Origin of the sequence: Streptomyces sp. NPDC090499 (genome assembly GCF_044769305.1) — a bacterium.
Classification (GTDB): Bacteria; Actinomycetota; Actinomycetes; order Streptomycetales; family Streptomycetaceae; genus Streptomyces.
The window spans coordinates 1675907-1693533 of the sequence record NZ_JBIVXP010000001.1 but is presented as its reverse complement, the minus strand read 5'-3'; the positions used below and the strand labels follow the sequence as shown (position 1 = coordinate 1693533).

Annotated in this window: 16 protein-coding genes and 1 tRNA gene; 6 read left to right on the top strand and 11 right to left on the bottom strand. The window is 69.9% G+C overall.

What is annotated here, in order from left to right; translation table 11 throughout:
• Positions 1-13 precede the first annotated feature (13 nt).
• Together ACIQVL_RS07835 and ACIQVL_RS07830 are read left to right on the top strand one after the other, a co-directional pair.
• Positions 14-505, top strand: a complete 492-nt coding sequence (locus ACIQVL_RS07835) for a YfbM family protein (protein ID WP_403474717.1) — start codon at positions 14-16, stop codon at positions 503-505.
• 190 nt (positions 506-695) lie between these two features.
• Positions 696-872, top strand: coding sequence for a hypothetical protein (locus ACIQVL_RS07830; protein WP_403474716.1), 177 nt, complete (start codon positions 696-698; stop codon positions 870-872).
• A 293-nt stretch (positions 873-1165) separates the two neighbouring features.
• Here ACIQVL_RS07830 and ACIQVL_RS07825 read toward each other — a convergent pair.
• The 4 genes from ACIQVL_RS07825 to ACIQVL_RS07810 form a co-directional block, all read right to left on the bottom strand.
• Positions 1166-1238: transfer RNA gene (locus ACIQVL_RS07825), tRNA-His, on the bottom strand.
• 116 nt (positions 1239-1354) lie between these two features.
• Positions 1355-1957 carry an oligoribonuclease gene (orn, locus tag ACIQVL_RS07820; RefSeq protein ID WP_403434314.1) on the bottom strand — a complete coding sequence of 201 codons (603 nt, stop codon included), beginning with the start codon at positions 1955-1957 and terminating at the stop codon, positions 1355-1357.
• Between the two features lie 321 nt (positions 1958-2278).
• Positions 2279-3451 carry a helix-turn-helix domain-containing protein gene (locus ACIQVL_RS07815; protein ID WP_403434311.1) on the bottom strand — a complete coding sequence of 391 codons (1173 nt, stop codon included), beginning with the start codon at positions 3449-3451 and terminating at the stop codon, positions 2279-2281.
• Positions 3452-3828: 377 nt separating this feature from the next.
• Positions 3829-4056, bottom strand: a complete 228-nt coding sequence (locus ACIQVL_RS07810; protein ID WP_403474804.1) for a hypothetical protein — start codon at positions 4054-4056, stop codon at positions 3829-3831.
• A 496-nt stretch (positions 4057-4552) separates the two neighbouring features.
• Here ACIQVL_RS07810 and ACIQVL_RS07805 point away from each other — a divergent pair, with 496 nt between their 5' ends.
• Together ACIQVL_RS07805 and ACIQVL_RS07800 are read left to right on the top strand one after the other, a co-directional pair.
• Complete coding sequence (locus ACIQVL_RS07805) at positions 4553-5080, top strand: universal stress protein (protein ID WP_403434308.1); 528 nt, start codon at positions 4553-4555, stop codon at positions 5078-5080.
• A gap of 154 nt (positions 5081-5234) precedes the next feature.
• Positions 5235-5801, top strand: a complete 567-nt coding sequence (locus tag ACIQVL_RS07800; RefSeq protein ID WP_403434306.1) for a GPR1/FUN34/YaaH family transporter — start codon at positions 5235-5237, stop codon at positions 5799-5801.
• Positions 5802-6041: 240 nt separating this feature from the next.
• On the opposite strand, the gene glmS is transcribed toward ACIQVL_RS07800, so the two are convergent.
• Both glmS and ACIQVL_RS07790 read right to left on the bottom strand, forming a co-directional pair.
• The gene (glmS, locus tag ACIQVL_RS07795; protein ID WP_403434303.1) at positions 6042-7859 is read right to left on the bottom strand and encodes a glutamine--fructose-6-phosphate transaminase (isomerizing); all 1818 of its coding nucleotides are present in this window, start codon (positions 7857-7859) and stop codon (positions 6042-6044) included.
• 30 nt (positions 7860-7889) lie between these two features.
• Entirely contained in the window at positions 7890-8147 is a 258-nt protein-coding gene (locus ACIQVL_RS07790) for a hypothetical protein (protein WP_403434301.1), read from the bottom strand.
• A gap of 165 nt (positions 8148-8312) precedes the next feature.
• On the opposite strand from ACIQVL_RS07790, the gene ACIQVL_RS07785 reads away from it, so the two are divergent.
• Positions 8313-9878, top strand: a complete 1566-nt coding sequence (locus tag ACIQVL_RS07785; RefSeq protein WP_403434299.1) for a purple acid phosphatase family protein — start codon at positions 8313-8315, stop codon at positions 9876-9878.
• 68 nt (positions 9879-9946) lie between these two features.
• Here ACIQVL_RS07785 and ACIQVL_RS07780 read toward each other — a convergent pair whose 3' ends face one another.
• The gene (locus ACIQVL_RS07780) at positions 9947-10810 is read right to left on the bottom strand and encodes a DUF4429 domain-containing protein (RefSeq protein ID WP_403474715.1); all 864 of its coding nucleotides are present in this window, start codon (positions 10808-10810) and stop codon (positions 9947-9949) included.
• 82 nt (positions 10811-10892) lie between these two features.
• On the opposite strand from ACIQVL_RS07780, the gene ACIQVL_RS07775 reads away from it, so the two are divergent.
• Positions 10893-12509: a beta-N-acetylhexosaminidase gene (locus ACIQVL_RS07775; protein ID WP_403474714.1), complete on the top strand. Its 1617-nt coding sequence runs from the start codon at positions 10893-10895 to the stop codon at positions 12507-12509.
• Positions 12510-12563: 54 nt separating this feature from the next.
• Here ACIQVL_RS07775 and ACIQVL_RS07770 read toward each other — a convergent pair whose 3' ends face one another.
• Genes ACIQVL_RS07770 through desA form a run of 4 tightly spaced genes read right to left on the bottom strand, consistent with a single transcriptional unit; the run spans position 12564 to position 17584 of the window.
• Complete coding sequence (locus ACIQVL_RS07770) at positions 12564-14342, bottom strand: IucA/IucC family protein (protein WP_403474713.1); 1779 nt, start codon at positions 14340-14342, stop codon at positions 12564-12566.
• On the bottom strand, positions 14339-14884 hold the full coding sequence (locus ACIQVL_RS07765; protein WP_403434287.1) for a GNAT family N-acetyltransferase: 546 nt from the start codon (positions 14882-14884) through the stop codon (positions 14339-14341). The genes ACIQVL_RS07770 and ACIQVL_RS07765 overlap by 4 nt, the downstream gene beginning before the upstream one ends.
• Positions 14881-16158, bottom strand: a complete 1278-nt coding sequence (locus ACIQVL_RS07760; RefSeq protein WP_403474712.1) for a lysine N(6)-hydroxylase/L-ornithine N(5)-oxygenase family protein — start codon at positions 16156-16158, stop codon at positions 14881-14883. The genes ACIQVL_RS07765 and ACIQVL_RS07760 overlap by 4 nt, the downstream gene beginning before the upstream one ends.
• Positions 16142-17584 carry a lysine decarboxylase DesA gene (gene desA / locus ACIQVL_RS07755; RefSeq protein WP_403474711.1) on the bottom strand — a complete coding sequence of 481 codons (1443 nt, stop codon included), beginning with the start codon at positions 17582-17584 and terminating at the stop codon, positions 16142-16144. The genes ACIQVL_RS07760 and desA overlap by 17 nt, the downstream gene beginning before the upstream one ends.
• Between the last annotated feature and the right edge of the window lie 43 nt (positions 17585-17627).

The following is a 17627-nucleotide window of genomic DNA, read 5'->3' as shown; positions in this document are numbered from 1 at the left end:
GTGGGAGGACACGATGGCGGCTCGCGCGGTGCTCTTCGCTCTGGAGGCCCAGGACGCCGAACGCTTCCTGGCCTGCCAGGACGACGACGAGGTCATCGAACTCGTCGCAGAGGTCGAGGACCAGTGGGACATGGACCACCTGTTCGAACTCGACAAGTCCTGGGACGCCCTCCACCGGTGCTTCACTGACGGCGACCTCGCCTTCGATAACGGCGACTACCCGTTGTCGCACGTCATCCTCGGCGGAGTGCCGTTGCACGAAGGAGACAACTACATCGTCTGCTACGTCACTGCGGATCAGGTCCGCGAGGTCGCGAAAGCCCTGGAGCCACTGGACGGGCAGTGGCTGAGCGATCGCTTCGCCACGCTCAAGTTCGACGCCTACCAGGGCACCGGCGACGCCGACGACATCGCCTACACCCAGGCGTTCCTGCCCGGACTGAGGAGTTTCTACCTCACTGCGGCGCAGAACGGCCGAGCGGTCATCTTCACCGTCAGTCAGTAGACCGGGGCCAACTCAAGCCGGAACCCGGGGCCAACTCAGACCGGAAGCAGCTCTCGTTCGATGTTCTGGTGGGGCCAACTCGGGCCGGAAAAGTGGGGCCAGCTCAAACCGTTAACGCCAGCAAGAGGACTTCCTGAAGCGTTGTTTCGAGTTCATCGAGGGGCTGGAGAACGACCCCTCGGGTCGGCTGGTGGACACGGCGTACTTCACCTTCCTGGAATTTTTCCTGGAGAGCAGGGAGGTACTCGACCGCGTTCTCCGGTTCGCCTGGCCGAAGACCCGGGCGGAGATCCTGTCGATGGCGCGAGGCTGGAACGTCCCCGTGGACCCGTTCTGGGAGGACCCGGCACGAGAGGCGGAGCGGTAGGCCGGCGGATCCACCGCCCGGTCCCCGGATCCTGGCGGCGGTCCACCTCGCCGAGGTGGTCGTCACGGGTCTGCTTGTCGATGCCGGTGAGACTCCACGGAGCAGCGTGGACCGACGCGCCCGCCCTGGAGCCAGCGGATCTGGAAACGCGCCATGCCGTCGTCCTTGCAGGTCCGGTCCCGATGGTCGCCATGGGACCGGGCGGCAGATCGAAAATCCGGCCGCGTTTGGCCAAGTTGGGTAACAAAAGGCCCCTGACCTGCGTTTCTGCAGGCCAGGGGCCTTTCTTCAAGGGTGAGTGACGGGACTCGAACCCGCGGCATCCTGGACCACAACCAGGTGCTCTACCAGCTGAGCTACACCCACCACGACCGGCGGCGGATTCTGTGGTTTCTCCGACCGGCCGAGAAAAAGTGTACAGGGTCCGAAGGGGTGCTCGCGCACGGCTTTCCGGGAGCCGCTTCCGGGGCCTCCCGGGGGGCCTACTCCGCAGGCAGGACGTGCTTGGCCGCGATCGTGCGCGCGGTGTCCGAGTCCGGGCCGGGCTGCGGTACGAAGACGGCCTCGCGGTAGTAGCGCAGTTCGGCGATGGACTCGCGGATGTCGGCGAGGGCGCGGTGGTTGCCGTTCTTCTCCGGGCTGTTGAAGTAGGCCCGCGGGTACCAGCGCCGGGCCAGCTCCTTGACGCTGGACACGTCGACGATCCGGTAGTGGAGGTATCCCTCCAGGGCCGCCATGTCCCGGGCCAGGAAGCCGCGGTCGGTGCCGACGGAGTTTCCGCACAGCGGGGCCTTGCCGGGTTCCTTCACGTGTTCCCGTACGTAGGCCAGGACCTGCTCCTCGGCCTCGGCGAGCGTCGTGCCGCCGGCCAGCTCGTCGAGCAGGCCGGACGTGGTGTGCATCTGCCGCACCACCTCCGGCATCGTCTCCAGTGCCTTGGCCGGCGGACGGATGACGATGTCCACGCCCTCGCCGAGCACGTTCAGCTCGGAGTCGGTGACCAGTGCGGCCACCTCGATGAGCGCGTCGTCGGACAGCGAGAGGCCGGTCATCTCGCAGTCGATCCACACCATGCGATCGTTCATGCGACCACCCTAAAGCTGACGTCGGCGTTTGGGTGCCCCCGGTGCAGCGCCGACGTCTCCGCGGGCTGCCGCCCCTGCACCCCCGCGGCATCGGCCTACGGCCTCGCCCTCACGCGCCGGACGGGCTGGAGGGAGCTGATCGACGTCGCCCTCGGGGGCTGCGGCAGCCGCAGGCACCGGACGGGCCGAAGAGAGGGCTGCACGCCGTCGTCGTCGCAGGGGCGGCACGCCAGGGGCGGCCTCGCGGCATGCCTGCGGCCCCGCCGGTGGGCGAGGGGTGAGGTCCGCCCACCCGAGGGTTCGGGCGGGCGGACCGGAGGGTCAGCTGCCGGTGCGGGGACCGGGGAGGCTGGGGGAGAGGCCTACCGCTGCCGTCCTGCGGGTCTGCATCGGCAGTACGCCCTCGGGATACTGGACCGGGAGCGGGCCCGTGGGCGGCAGAGGGGCCGGTTCCGGGGCTTCGGGGCGGTCGGACTGCGGGCGGCGTGCCCGGTACGCGGCCCGGTACGCCGCCGGGGACGAACCCAGCTGGCGGCGGAAGTGGCCACGCAGGGCGACGGGGGAGCGGAAGCCGCAGCGGCCCGCCACCTCGTCCACCGAGTAGTCCGACGTCTCCAGGAGGCGCTGCGCCTGGAGGACCCGTTGCGTGATCAGCCACTGGAGCGGCGCCGAGCCCGTCAGGGAACGGAAGCGGCGGTCGAAGGTGCGGCGGCTCATGTACGCGCGAGCCGCCAGCGTCTCCACGTCGAACTGCTCGTGGAGGTGCTCCAGCGCCCAGGCGACGACCTCGGCGAGCGGGTCGGCGCCGATCTCCTCTGGTAAAGATCGATCGAGGTAGCGCTCCTGACCGCCCGAGCGGCGCGGCGGGACCACCAGACGGCGGGCGAGCGCGCCGGCCGCCTCGTTGCCGTGGTCCGTCCGCACGATGTGGAGACAGAGATCGATTCCGGCCGCCGTACCGGCGGAGGTGAGGACGTCGCCGTCGTCCACGAAGAGCTCTCGCGGGTCGACGTGCACCGACGGATAGCGCTTGGCCAGCGTCGGCGCGTACATCCAGTGGGTGGTGGCCGGGCGGCCGTCCAGCAGCCCAGCGGCGGCCAGCACGAACGCACCCGTGCACAGCCCGACGATGCGGGCCCCTTCCTCATGGGCACGGCGCAGCGCGTCCAGCGCCTCTTCGGGCGGCGGCGCGGTGATCGAGCGCCAGGCCGGTACGACGACCGTGCCGGCGCGTGAGATCGCTTCCAGGCCATGCGGCGCGGTGAGTTCCAGGCCCCCTGTGGTCCGCAGCGGGCCTTCCTCGCCACCGCACACCAGCAGTCGGTAGCGCGGTACGCCGGCGTCCTGGCGGTCTATCCCGAACACCGACAGCGGTATGGAACTCTCGAAGATGGGGCCGCCGCTGAACAGCAGCACCGCGACGATCTCCTTGCGGCGTCGCCCGGACAGTTTCCGGGCCGCGGCTTCCGGCGCGGCAGTGGAGTCGTGGCTCATCCTGCTAAGCCCCCCTCGGTGGTCGCGGCTCCTCGGTTGTGTCGCTCCTGCACGTTTCCCCTCGGTCCTGCACGAGTCCCCCGCCGTAAGACGTCAAGATCGAATCTACTGGTTTCCGCGGTCTTGCGTTGACCAGTTCGACACGCCGTCGATTGTCGACATGACAACTTGGCGTGAAGCATTCGATCACGAAGGGTTGCACTCACGGGCCGTGCAGGGAAGTGCGCCTCGTCGCGGTGGCCAAACCGCGTAGGGTGCGGAGGGGCCTGCGGACCCTTTCCGTGCAGGTGGAACGGGGGTTGGGGGGTGGTTGGTGCCCCCCTTGCGCAGGTCCGCCAAGTTGGCTGAAAAGAAGCGTTGGTGTGCACGGAAACCGGTCAGTCGACCGGTGTAGTGCCCCGGGTGTGACGTCCGCCTCCCCGGGTCGCCGTCCGGCGCTCCCCGCCGAGCCTCGCGCAGAGTTCCGAACGGCGCAGCAGGAAGCGGCACGCGGCGGTGACGGCGGCGAGGCCGAGGGCGGTGCCGGCCGCGCCGGCCGCCGAGGTGCCGTACCAGAGGAGCACCACGGGGACGAGCACGCAGGAGAACGCGGCCCAGCGGACCACGTCGCCGGCGCTGTCCGGGGCGCGGTGCGGGTCGGGGCCGCGGTGCGGATCGGGACCCCGGTGCGGATCCGGGGCGCGGCGTGGGGCCGGGGCGCGGCGTGGGGCCGGGGCGCGGCGCGAGGTGGGGGCGCGGTGCGGGGCGGGGGTGGTGCGGCGCGGTCCGGACATGGTGGTACTCCCTCGTGACGCACTCGTACCGGGATCAACGCGCGTTCGAGCGGTCGGTCACCGTGCGTGGGCTCCCGTGCTGTCCGAATCCTGTGCAAACCGCCTGTACGGGGCAGCAACCATTGCGTTACGGGCGCTGCTCGTGCATGCTCCCTGGAACCCCTAACCGACTCCGGGGACGGTCCCCTACGGAGAGTGCGCGGGATCTGGGCTGAGGAGGCGTGCCGCCGTACCCTTGGGGGTATGGGGTTGGGAAGATGTTTCCCGGACACAAGCTCGCCGCACACTGTCGTCCCTCCCACACAAGGATCACTACGCCGAGACAGCCATGGCCGGTCACGAATTCTTCGATCCAGCGGACCGCAAGCGGCCGGTCGCCGACCCCACGGCGGCCGATGCGCTGGCGGCGGAAGAGCCACGCCCTTCCTGCGATCCCGCCTTCAAGCACGGGGTGGTCGTCGGCTTCGACGGCTCCACCTCCAGTGAGCGCGCCCTCGCCTATGCGGTCGGGATGGCACACCGCTCCCGCGCAGGGCTGATCATCGTCCACGTCGCCAACAGACTGCCGACCACCGTGTGGGCCGGCTGCGAGCCACCGGTCTTCGTCGACGTTCCCGACCACCGCACCGAGGTGCTCGGTCTGGAACTCGCCTGCGCCGACTACCTGGCCGAAGTGCCCTGGATCCTCGTCGAGCGCGGCGGTGACATCTGCCACGAACTCGAAGAGGTGGGGCGGGAGTACGAGGCCGACGCGATCGTCGTGGGGTCGACCCACGGGATCGTCGGGCGGATCTTCGGCTCCGTCGCCGGGCGGCTCGCCAAGCGGGCCAAGCGGCCTGTCGTTGTCATTCCGTAACTCCACGTTCTCCCAGGTGAGATGTGCCGTGGGAACGGTCCGGCTCTCTTCGTGCAGCGCCTGAAATTCCTGGCGTGCAGAGGTGTTTGTGCCCTTGTGAAGGGCATATATCGGTCACCGCGCACAACTGCACAAAGCATGAAGGGAGCCCGCCGTGGACAACGACGTCTCTGCGGGAAGCGGAACCACCACCGTGGCCGGTCGACTCGCCCTGGGTATCACCCTGTTGGCGTTCGGACTCGGTACCACCGGTGTCATCGACGACGTCACCACCTCCGACGCCGTGTCAATCGCCCACTACGTGGGCGGAGTCGCCCTCTTCCTGGTCGGCCTGCTGGCCTTCCGTGACCGTGACGCCGCGAACGGCACGGGCTATGTGGCCCTCGGCGCCCTCTGGTTCACCTGGGCCGTCTCGTCCGGCGGCCACACCTCGGCCAACGGCGCCGGGCTCTTCCTGCTCCTCTTCGCCCTCGTGGCCCTGTCGTTGACCCTCGCGGGCGGCGACCAGCTCGGACAGGGCATGCACGGACTGCTGTTCCTGGCGATGCTGGTGCTCGCCGTCGCGCAGTTCGCCGACAGCTCGTCACTGACCAAGGTCGGCGGCTGGGTTGCGGTGGCGGCGGGGGCGGTGGCCTGGTACGCCGCGACGGCCGCGCTCGCGCACTGGCCGACGGTGCTGCCGGGACGGGCTGCCGGCCGGGGGGTGACGGCCCACGGCTGACAAGGCAGCCGACGCCGGGGAGTTGGGCGTCCCCGGCGACATGAAGAACGGACCCCCCGTGGCTCTGTGGCACACGTGGGGGTCCGTTCGGTTGTCCGGCCCCTGCCGGCCGGTGGGGGTCGCTCGCGCAGTTCCCCGCGCCCCTAGGGGCGCGTTGATCCTCGCGACGACTCAGCGCCCCGTAAGGGGCGCGGGGAACTGCGCGACCAGCCCCCACCGGCCGGTACTCGCAAAACCGCGTTACTCCACCGTCACCGACTTGGCGAGGTTCCTGGGCTTGTCGATGTCGCGGCCCAGGGCCTTCGCCGTGTGGTAGGCGAGGAGTTGGAGGGGGATGCCCATCAGGATGGGATCCAGCTCGTCCTCGTTCTTCGGGACGACGATCGTGCGGTCCGCCTTCTCCTGGTGCTGGTGGGCCACCGCGAGGATCCTGCCGCTGCGGGCCTTGATCTCCTCCAGGGCCGCGCGGTTCTTCTCCAGGAGGTCGTCGTCGGGGACGATCGCCACCGTGGGGAGGGCCGGCTCGATCAGCGCCAGCGGGCCGTGCTTCAGCTCCGACGCCGGGTACGCCTCCGCGTGGATGTAGGAGACCTCCTTGAGCTTCAGGGAGGCCTCCCGGGCCACCGGGTAGCCCCGGACGCGGCCGATGAAGAGCATCGAGCGGGCCTCGGCGTACTCCTGGGCCATCTTCTCGATCTCCGCCTCCTGGGCGAGGATCTCCGAGATCTGGGCCGGCAGCTTGCGCAGGCCGTCGATGATCCGCTTGCCGTCGCGGACCGAGAGGTCGCGGATGCGGCCCAGGTGCAACGCCAGCAGAGCGAACGCGACCGTCGTGTTCGTGAAGCACTTCGTCGAGACCACGCAGACCTCCGGGCCCGCGTGCACGTACGTGCCGCCGTCCGCCTCCCGGGCGATCGCCGAGCCCACCACGTTCACCACGCCCAGCACCCGCGCGCCCTTGCGCTTCAGCTCCTGGACGGCGGCGAGCACGTCGTACGTCTCACCGGACTGGGAGACCGCGATGTACAGGGTGTCGGGGTCGACGACCGGGTTGCGGTAGCGGAACTCGGAGGCGGGCTCGGCGTCGGCCGGGATGCGGGCCAGCTCCTCGATCAGCTGGGCGCCGATCATGCCCGCGTGGTACGAGGTGCCGCAGCCGAGGATCTTCACCCGGCGCACGGCACGCGCGTCGCGGGCGTCCAGGTTGAGGCCGCCCAGGTGCACGGTGGAGAAGCGGTCGTCGATCCGGCCGCGCAGCACGCGGTCGACCGCGTCGGGCTGCTCGAAGATCTCCTTGTGCATGTAGGTGTCGTGGCCGCCCATGTCGTACGACTCGGCCTCCCACTCCACGGTGGTCGGCTCGGCCGTCGTCCGGGTGCCCTCGGTGGTGTAGGTGCGGAAGTCGTCGGCCTTGAGGGTGGCCATCTCGCCGTCGTCGAGGGTCACTATCTGGCGGGTGTGGGTGACCAGGGCCGCGATGTCGGAGGCGACGAACATCTCCTTGTCGCCGATGCCGAGGACCACCGGGGAGCCGTTGCGGGCGACGACGATCCGCTCGGGGAAGTCGGCGTGCATGACCGCGATGCCGTAGGTGCCCTCGATCACGCGCAGCGCCTGGCGGACCTTCTCCTCCAGGGTCTCCGCCGGGGAGCGGGCGATCAGGTGGGTGAGGACCTCGGTGTCGGTCTCCGAGAGGAACACCACACCGTCCGCCTCCAGCTTGCGGCGGAGCTCCGAGGCGTTGTCGATGATCCCGTTGTGGACGACGGCGACCTTCTGGTCCGCCGACATGTGCGGGTGGGCGTTCACGTCGGAGGGGGCGCCGTGGGTGGCCCAGCGGGTGTGGGCGATGCCGGTGGTGCCCTTGAAGCGCGCGGGTACCTTGGCCTCCAGGTCGCGGACCCGGCCCTTGGCCTTCACCATCTTCAGACCGGTCGTCTTCGGGGCGGAGACGACGATGCCCGCCGAGTCGTACCCGCGGTATTCCAGCCGCTGGAGACCTTCGAGGAGGAGGGGGGCGACGTCGCGCCTACCGATGTATCCGACAATTCCGCACATATATGGGTGTTCCGTATCCCTAAGCCGTAGTCATCCGTAGACCATGCGACGAAGCTGCCGGAGGGTGAGCTCCGGCGGGGCGACCGCCCGGTACTTCAGGTCCGCCGCGATCCGGTCGAAGATCTCCGCGTTGACCAGGCCTTCCGTCTGGAGCTCGCGGTGGCGGCGACGGACGTAGTCCGCGGTCGTCTCGTCGAAGTAGGCGAGCACGTCCTGGATCACCCGCAGCGCCTCGCCCCGGCTCAGGGGAGAGGACCGCATCAGATGATCAACGAGTTCGTCGTGCACCCGGTAGATCCTCGGGTACCGGCGCCGGATTCGCAAGAATCCTGCCCGATTCCGGGCAACGGACTGTTGAATCTCTTATGGGGTGCTGTTCGTAGCCTGTCCATCCTGTGTCTTGCGCCACGTTGCTTGTGGAGACGATTTTCAGACGCCATGGACATTCCTCGTATGGGCGTACCCGATGAGCTCGCCGACCGCATGAGCATGGCCGAGCAGCACGAGTACCTCCGCGCCAAGTTCTCCCGGCGCTCCATGATCAGAGGCGGTGCCGTGACCCTCGGCGCCGTCACGGGCGGCTCGTTCGTCCTGGGCGGCACCGCCCAGGCCGCCGTCCCCACCCAGTCCTCCGCCCCCGCCACCCAGTACGTCGACGGCGCCTACGTGGCGCCGTTCGGCCGTCACCTGGCCTTCGGCAACGACGCCAGCACGGAGATGACGATCTCCTGGCAGGTCCCGGTCGCGGTCAAGAAGCCGTTCGTCCGCATCGGCACCCACGCCTCGCACCTCTCGGTCAAGATCGAAGCCGAGATCCGCACCCTCTACACCCCGGCCGGCATCGGCGCCAGCGGCGACCACACCCAGTACTACGTGCACGCCAAGCTGGCCAACCTCAAGCCGGGCCGGCAGTACTTCTACGGCGTCGGCCACGAGGGCTTCGACCCGGCCTCGCCGCAGTTCGCCAGCACCATAGGCACCTTCACCACCGCGCCCCGCAACAAGCAGCCGTTCACCTTCACGGCCTTCGGCGACCAGGGTGTCAGCTACCACGCCCTGGCCAACGACAGCCTGATCCTCGGCCAGAACCCCAGCTTCCACCTGCACGCCGGTGACATCGCCTACGGTGACCCGGCCGGCCAGGGCAAGTCCACCGACACCGGCTTCGACTCGCGCACCTGGGACCAGTTCCTGGCCCAGACCGAGTCGGTCGCCAAGTCCGTGCCGTGGATGGTGTCGTACGGCAACCACGACATGGAGGCCTGGTACTCGCCGAACGGCTACGGCGGCGAGGAGGCCCGCTTCACCCTGCCCGACAACGGGCCGGACAAGAACCACCTGCCGGGCGTCTACTCCTTCGTCCACGGCAACACGGCGATCATCTCGCTCGACCCGAACGACGTCTCCTTCGAGATCCCGGCGAACCTGGGCATCTCGGGCGGCACGCAGACCACGTGGTTCGAGGCGCAGCTGAAGAAGTTCCGCGCCTCCAAGGACATCGACTTCATCGTCGTGTTCTTCCACCACTGCGCCTACTGCACCTCCACGGCGCACGCCTCGGAGGGGGGCGTGCGACAGGAGTGGGTGCCGCTGTTCGAGAAGTACACGGTGGACCTGGTCATCAACGGCCACAACCACCAGTACGAGCGCACCGACGTCATCAAGGGCAACACCGTCGTCAAGAAGCTCCCGATCGGCGAGACGGCCTACTCCGAGACCGAGGGTGTCGTCTACGTCACCGCGGGCGCGGCCGGCCGCAGCCTCTACGCGTTCACCGCCCCGGACTCCTACGAGGGCCACCTGAACGAGGTCGACTCCGTCGCCTCCTTCATCAACACCAAGGACGGCAAGGTCAACGAGACCGTCACCTGGTCCCGGGTGCGCTACCTCAACTACTCCTTCCTGCGCGTCGACGTCGAGCCCGCCCCGCGCGGCCAGTACGCCAAGCTGAAGGTGTCGGGCATCGCCGAGACCGGCGACCGCATCGACCACTTCACCGTGGCGCGCAAGGCCAAGTAGGGCCCGGCGAGCGCAAGCAGTGAGGCCGTGCGCCGGAAGGCAGGGCGCAGGGCACCCGCAGGCGGTCCTCACAAGCGTTTGAGGACCGCCTGTTTGGCCCGCGTGAACTCCTCGTCGGTGAGCATCCCCACGCGGTGCAGCTCACCCAGTTCGCGCAGCCGGCGCAGCAGCGCGTCGTGGTCGTCCCCGGCCGGCGCGTCCGGCTCCCGGGACGCCTCCGCCGCGGCGGCCGCCGACGGATGCGGCAGCCGGGCCTGCACCGCCGCCGCGACCAGCGCCATCAGCGGATCGCGCCGGAACCCCCACAGCTCCACCGCGTTCGGGTCGTACTTGGCCCGCTCCCGGACCGGCGCGCCGGTCACCCGGAACCGCAGATGGCCGTTCTCGAGACCGGCGGACGGCTGCCACTCCACGCCGAGGATGTCCGCCAGGGCCAGCGTGCGCGGACCCGCGGCGGCCTTGGCGTCCTCCGTCTTCCAGTTCCACTCCAGGCGCACCCGCTCCCCGTCGAACGACGCCGTGCCGTCCCCGGCGGAGACCGACAGCGGCAGCGGCGGCCCCGGCAGCAGGTACTCGCCCACCGGCGTCCCCGGCACCCGCTCCAGGAGCAGCGCCTCCCGCACCTCGTCCGTGAGGTACTCGGCGACTCCGTACCGGTCCGGCTCGACGGTCAGCCGATAGGGGTCGTGGGGCTCGGCGAGGCGGCCCCCGGTGGCGTGCAGCAGCGGGTCGGCGCCGTCCCGCAGCCGCAGCCTCAGCCGCCCCTGCCTGCGGCCCTGCTCGAAGGAGATCCCCGCCAGCGCGCCCAGCGGGACGGCCAGTTCACCCAGGGCCCGGCGCAGCACCCCGACGTTCTTGTCCCGCCCGGGAGTCAGCCGCAGCACGGCGCCGTCGAAGACCCAAGTGCCGTCCTTCTGGATGATTTCCGCCACCCGGGGATTGTTCCACCGGAAGTGCGGGAGAGTGGTCTCGACCAATCCTGGTCGGTCTCGACCCCCGCTGAAGGGAGCGCATGTGCGAACGCACCGCAGAACGACTCCCCGAACCCCCCGTACGGGCCGCGTCCTCGGGTCCCTGCTGCTGGTCGCGGCGGCCGGTGCCGTCACGGCCGGCGCCGCCCCGGCGTCCTCCGCGACGGTGCCGACCCCGCTCGGCCGGGTCGTCCCGGCGCCCGCCTCGGTCGTCCCCGGCGGCACGCCGTACCGCATCACCCGCACCACCGCGATCCGCGTCGACGGCTCCGGGCCGGCCCACCGGGTCGCCGAGTACCTCGCGGACCTGCTGCGCCCGTCGACCGGCTACCGGCTGCCCGTGACCGCCCACGGCGCGGCGGGCATCCGGCTCGTCCTGTCCCACGGTCCGTTCGGCGCCGAGGGCTACCGGCTCGACAGCGGCCGCGACGGCGTCACCGTCACCGCCGCCGAGCCCGCCGGTCTCTTCCACGGCGTCCAGACCCTGCGCCAGCTCCTCCCGGCGGCCGTCGAGAAGGACACCGTGCAGCCCGGCCCGTGGCTGGTCGCGGGCGGCACCGTCACCGACCGCCCCCGCTACGCCTACCGGGGCGCGATGCTCGACGTCTCCCGGCACTTCTTCACCGTGGCCCAGGTCGAGCGCTACATCGACCAGCTGGCCCTCTACAAGATCAACGAGCTGCATCTGCACCTCAGCGACGACCAGGGCTGGCGCCTTGCGATCGACGCCTGGCCGCGCCTGGCGAGCTACGGCGGCTCGACCCAGGTCGGCGGTGGCAAGGGCGGTTTCTACACCAAGGCCGAGTACCGGGAGATCGTCCGGTACGCCGCCTCCCGCTACCTCGAAGTCGTCCCCGAGATCGACATGCCCGGCCACACCAACGCCGCCCTCGCCTCCTACGCCGGCCTCAACTGCGACGGCACGGCACCGCCGCTGTACACGGGCACGGAGGTCGGCTTCAGCTCGCTCTGCGTCGGCAAGGAGGCGACGTACGACTTCGTGGACGACGTCATCCGCGAACTGGCCGCCCTCACCCCCGGCCGCTACCTCCACATCGGCGGCGACGAGGCGCACTCCACCGGCCACGAGGACTACGTCGCGTTCATGGACCGGGTGCAGCCGGTCGTCGCGAAGTACGGCAAGACGGTGATCGGCTGGCACCAGCTGACCGGCGCCCACCCGGCGCCGGGGGCCCTGGCGCAGTACTGGGGCCTGGACGACACCAGTGCCGACGAGAAGGCCCAGGTCGTCAGGGCCGCCCAGCACGGCACCGGGCTGATCCTCTCGCCCGCCGACCGGGTGTACCTCGACATGAAGTACACCGAGGACACCCCGCTGGGCCAGGACTGGGCCGGACTGGTGGAGGTGAGGCGGTCGTACGACTGGGACCCGGGCACCTACCTGGCCGGCGCCCCCGCCTCGGCCGTCAGGGGCGTCGAGGCCCCGCTGTGGACCGAGACGATCGTCACGGACGCCGACATCGACTACATGGCCTTCCCGAGGCTGCCGGGCGTGGCGGAGCTGGGCTGGTCGCCGGCCGCCACCCACTCCTGGGAGGCCTACAAGGTGCGGCTCGCCGCCCAGGCCCCGCGATGGGACGCCCTCGGCATCCCCTACTACCGGTCTCCGCAGGTGCCCTGGCCCGCATCCCTGGGGTGACATGACCGGCGGGCTCCCCCGAGGACCGTACTCGGGGGAGCCCGCCGTCCCGGATCAGAACCCCGCGACGGGATTTTCCAGGGTTCCGACCAGCTGGAGGGCGCCCGACGGGTCCGCCAGGTCCACCATCTGCCGGTTGTCGCGCAGCTGGAGCCGGTTGAGGCAGGACAGCGCGAACTCGGGCGCGAACATGTCGTACCGGGCGAACCTGTCGGCGAGTTCGGGCGCCGACGCCTGGTACTCGCGGGTGACCTCGGCGACCGTCCGCCAGAAGTCGTCCTCGGCCAGGACCCCCTCGGCCGCGAGGTTCGCGGCGAGGAAGCGGAAGAAGCAGTCGAAGACGTCCGTGAAGATCGAGAGGAGCTTCTTCTCCTCCGGGACCTCCACCCGCAGCCGCTCCACCGCCGGCGGCAGCACCGCGTCCGGGTCCATGACCGCGATCTCCTCGGCGATGTCCTTGTAGACCGCCCGCCGTACGACCCCGTCCGCCAGGACCAGGATGACGTTCTCGCCGTGCGGCATGAACACCAGGTCGTAGGCGTAGAAGCTGTGCAGGAGCGGCGTGAAGTAGGCCCGGAGGTAGGCCCGCAGCCACTCCCGGGCCGGTAGCCCGCTCCGCTCGATCAGCGCGGCCGCGAAGGAGGCGCCCTCGTGGTCGACGTGCAGCAGGGAGGCCATGGTCGCGAGCGACTCGCCCTCCCGCAGGGACGGCACCGGGCTCTCCCGCCACAGCGCGGCCAGCATCTTCCGGTACGGCGAGTACCGGTCGGTCGCCTGCTCGTACTCCAGGTGCCGGTAGCCGACGGCCGCCCGCTCGCGGATGATCGACAGGCCGGTGGACCTGAGCACCGGGTCGTTGTCGACGAGCTGGGCCAGCCAGTCGTTGATGGCCGGGGTGGCCTCCATGTAGGCGGCCGAGAGACCCCGCATGAAGCCCATGTTGAGGACCGAGAGAGCGGTCTTGACGTAGTGCTTCTCCGGCTGCGAGCGGTTGAAGAAGGTCCGGATGGACTGCTGGGCCAGGTACCCGTCGTCGCCCTCGCCCAGGCAGACCAGGTACCCGCGGGCGACCTCGGCGGCGAAGGTGACGGTGAGCTTGTTCCACCACTGCCAGGGGTGCACCGGGATGAGCAGGTAGTCGGCAGGGTCCAGGCCCCGGTCGCGCAGCACGCCGTCGAAGCGCTCGACGGCCGCCTCGCCCAGCTCGTCCCGGACGAACGACTCGTACTCGATCCCCACCCCCGCCGTGAACGCGGCCCGCGACCGGTGGGCCGCCAGCCACACCAGCCGGACCGGGCTCGCGGTCTCGGGGGCGTACGCCAGGTACTCGTGGACGCCGAAGCCGAGCCGCCCGTTGTTGGCCACGAAGCAGGGGTGGCCCTCGGTCATCCCGGTCTCGATGTCCTGGAACCCGGCCCGGACGAGCTCGGCGACCGGGACCTGCGGCTTGGTGAGTTTGTAGCAGGTACCGGAGAGGGTGGAGGAGATCTCCTCCAGGTAGACCGGCAGGACCTCGTCGCTCAGCCCCAGGGACTTCTGCAGCTCGATGAAGAAGTCCAGGGCGGCGAGCGGGAGTCCGGCGCCGTCCCGGGTACGGGTGATGGACTCCGGATCCACCTGCCAGTGGTCCAGGGCGCGGCGCACGGCGGTGAAGCGGTAGCGGGTGAGCCCGTCGTCGCTGCGGACGACGTACGACTCCGGCGGCTCCCCGTCCCGTTCCGGGGTGATGAGGCGCTCGTGGGCGAACTCCGCGAGGGCCTTGCGTATGAGGAGCCGGTTGGCCTTCTCCCAGCGTTCGGGGGAGAGGTGGGCCACGGCGTCGGCGAGGGTCATACGGCGGCCACCGCCGTCTCGAACCGCTCCCGGGTGCAGAAGCTCAGCAACGCTCTTTTCTCCGGCTTCTGGATCTCCCGTACGGGCACGAACCCGACGGCCTCGTTCAGCGCCTGCACGGCCCTGTTGCCGACGTCCGGCTCGACGACGATCCGGCGGGTCGCCGGGTCCTCGAGGAGACGGGCCACCACGGCCGTGATGACGGCCCTGGTGAAGCCGTGCACGGGGGTGTCCGTGGCGGGGGTGAGGAAGTGCATCCCGACGTCGCCCGGTTCGGGCTCGTACAGCCCGGCCAGCTCCCGGTGCACCGGGTCGTAGTACTCCATGAGGAAGGCGGGCTCCCCGTCCTCGCCGAGGCCGAGCAGCGCGTGGTGGTGCTCGTCGGCCGCGATCTCCATGTACGCCCGCTCGACGTCCTCCGGTTTCGCGTCCTGCATCATCCAGTAGGCCGCCTTGGGGTGGGTGACCCAGCGGTGCACCAGCTCCGCGTCCTGGAGGGGGTCGAGGGCCCGGAAGGTGAAGGTCATCGTCATCGTGCTCATACGGCGAACTCCTGGAAGGCGATCGTCTTCTCCACCGGGTAGTACTCGGAGCCGAGCAGCTCGCGGATGATGTACGCGTTCCGGTAGGGGCCCATGCCCAGGTCGGGGCTGGTGATGCTGTGGGTGTGGACGCCGGCGTTCTGCAGGAAGACGCCCCGGCCGGTGACGTCGATCGCGTAGTTGCGGGCCACGTCGAAGTTGCCGTGCGCGTCGTAGCGCAGCCGGTCGCGGACGGGCTTCAGGAACTCCGGCTCCGTGTACCGGTAGCCGGTGGCCAGGACCAGGCCCTGGGTCTCGATCTCGTACTCCTTGCCCTGCTCCTCCTGGCGGAGGGAGAGGGTGTAGGTGCCGTTGTCGTAAGCGGCCGCGGTCAGGGCGGAGTTGGTCAGCAGCCTGGTCGGCACCGGGCCGCCGAGGTTCTTCTGGTAGAGCAGGTCGAAGATCTCGTTGATCAGGTCGCCGTCGATGCCCTTGAAGAGGCCCTTCTGCTCGGCGGTGAGCCGGTAGCGGGTCGCCTCGGGCAGGGCGTGGAAGTAGTCGACGTACTCCGGGCTGGTCATCTCCAGCGTCAGCTTGGTGTATTCGAGCGGGAAGAAGCGGGGGGAGCGGGTCACCCAGTTCAGGCGGTAGCCGTGGACGTCGATCTCGCTGAGCAGGTCGTAGTAGATCTCGGCCGCGGACTGGCCGCTGCCGACCAGCGTGATCGACTCCTTGGACTGGAGTTCCTGCTTGTGCCGCAGGTAGCGCGAGTTGTGGATGAAGTCGCCGCCCAGGTCCCGGCAGGCCTTGGGGATGTGCGGCGGGGTGCCGGTGCCGAGGACCAGGTGCCGGGCGCGGTACGTCTCGCCGGCCGCCGTCGTGACCAGGTAGTGCTCCGCCTCGTGGCGGACCTGCGTCACCGTGGTGTTGAAGCGGACGTTGGTCAGTCTGTTCGCCGCCCAGCGGCAGTAGTCGTCGTACTCGACCCGCAGCGGATAGAAGTTCTCGCGGATGTAGAACGGGTACAGCCGGCCCTTCTCCTTCAGGTAGTTGAGGAAGGAGTACGGCGAGGTGGGGTCGGCGAGGGTGACCAGGTCCGACATGAACGGGGTCTGGAGGTGGGCGCCGTCCAGGAACATGCCGGCGTGCCACTCGAAGTCGGGCTTCGAGTCGAGGAAGACGCCGTCGAGTCCGGCGATCGGCTCGGTGAGGCAGGCGAGGCCGAGGTTGAAGGGCCCGAGCCCGATCCCCACGAAGTCATAGGTCTCGGTCGGGTGTTCAGGACGCGCGGTCAAGGGACTCTCCCAGGTACTGCTCGGCGTGGCCGGCGATCAGGTCGAGGACGGCGGCGATGTCGGCCGTCGTGGTCTCGGGGTTGAGCAGGGTGAACTTCAGGTAGTGACGGCTGCCGACCTTGGTGCCCGCGACCACCGCGTCGCCGGAGGCGAACAGGGCCTTGCGGGCGTACAGGTTGGCGCGGTCGATCTCGGCCGGGTCGGTGACGGCCGCCGGGATGTAGCGGAAGACGAGGGTGGAGAGGGTCGGCTCGACGACGACGTCGTAGCGCGGGTCGGCCACGAGCAGCTTCCAGCCCTCCTGTGCCAGCGCGCAGACCTCGTCGAAGAGCTCGCCGATGCCGTCGGCGCCCATGGTGCGCAGGGTCATCCACAGCTTCAGGGCGTCGAAGCGGCGGGTGGTCTGGAGGGACTTGTCGACCTGGTTGGGGATGCGTTCGGTGACCATGCGGCGGGGGTTGAGGTAGTCCGCGTGGTATGTGACATGGCACAGGGTCGACCCGTCCCGGACCAGTACCGCGGACGAACTCACCGGCTGGAAGAAGGACTTGTGGTAGTCCACGGTGACAGAGTCGGCGCGCTCGATGCCGGCGAGCCGGTCCCGGTGCTGCAGGGAGGCGAGCAGCCCGCAGCCGTAGGCCGCGTCGACGTGCATCCACACGCCGTACTGCTCGCACAGCTCGGCGATCTCGGGGAGCGGGTCGATGGAGCCGAAGTCGGTGGTGCCGGCGGTGGCGACGACCGCCATGGGCACGAGGCCGTCGTCCTTGCACCGTTCCAGCTCGCGGGCGAGGGCGACGGTCTGCATCCGCTTGTCGGCGCCGACGGGGACGGAGACCACCGCGTCCGGGCCGAGGCCGAGCAGTTTCGCCGACTTCCGCACGCTGAAGTGGCTGACCTCGGAGGCGAAGATCCGCAGGTCGGCGAGGGATTCGGCCTTGGCCTCCTCGCGTGCGAGGAGCAGCGCCTGGAGGTTGGACTGGGTGCCGCCCGAGGTGAACACGCCGTCGGCCGCGGCACCGAAGCCGATGCGGGCGGTCGTCCAGTCGATCAGTTTCCGCTCGATGAGGGTGCCGCCGGCCGACTGGTCCCAGGTGTCCAGGGAGGAGTTGACGGCGGAGAGCACCGCCTCGCCGAGCACCGCCGGGATGACCACCGGGCAGTTGAGGTGGGCGAGGTAGCGGGGGTGGTGGAAGTAGACGGCGTCGCGGAGGTAGACGTCCTCCAGCTCGTCCAGGACCGCGGTGGTGTCGTGCAGCGGCCGGTCGAGGTCGATGCCGTCGATGCGGGGGGAGAGGGCGTCGACGGTGACACCCGTGAACGGACGTTCGGTGGTGGCGAGTCTGGCCGCCACCCGCTCTACTCCTTCGGTCACGGAGCGGCGGTACTGCTCCGCGGTGAGGTCATTGAGCAGGTGCGAGCGCATGAGGGGGTCCTCCGGGACGATCCGTGCGGGGGAGGGGAGCGAT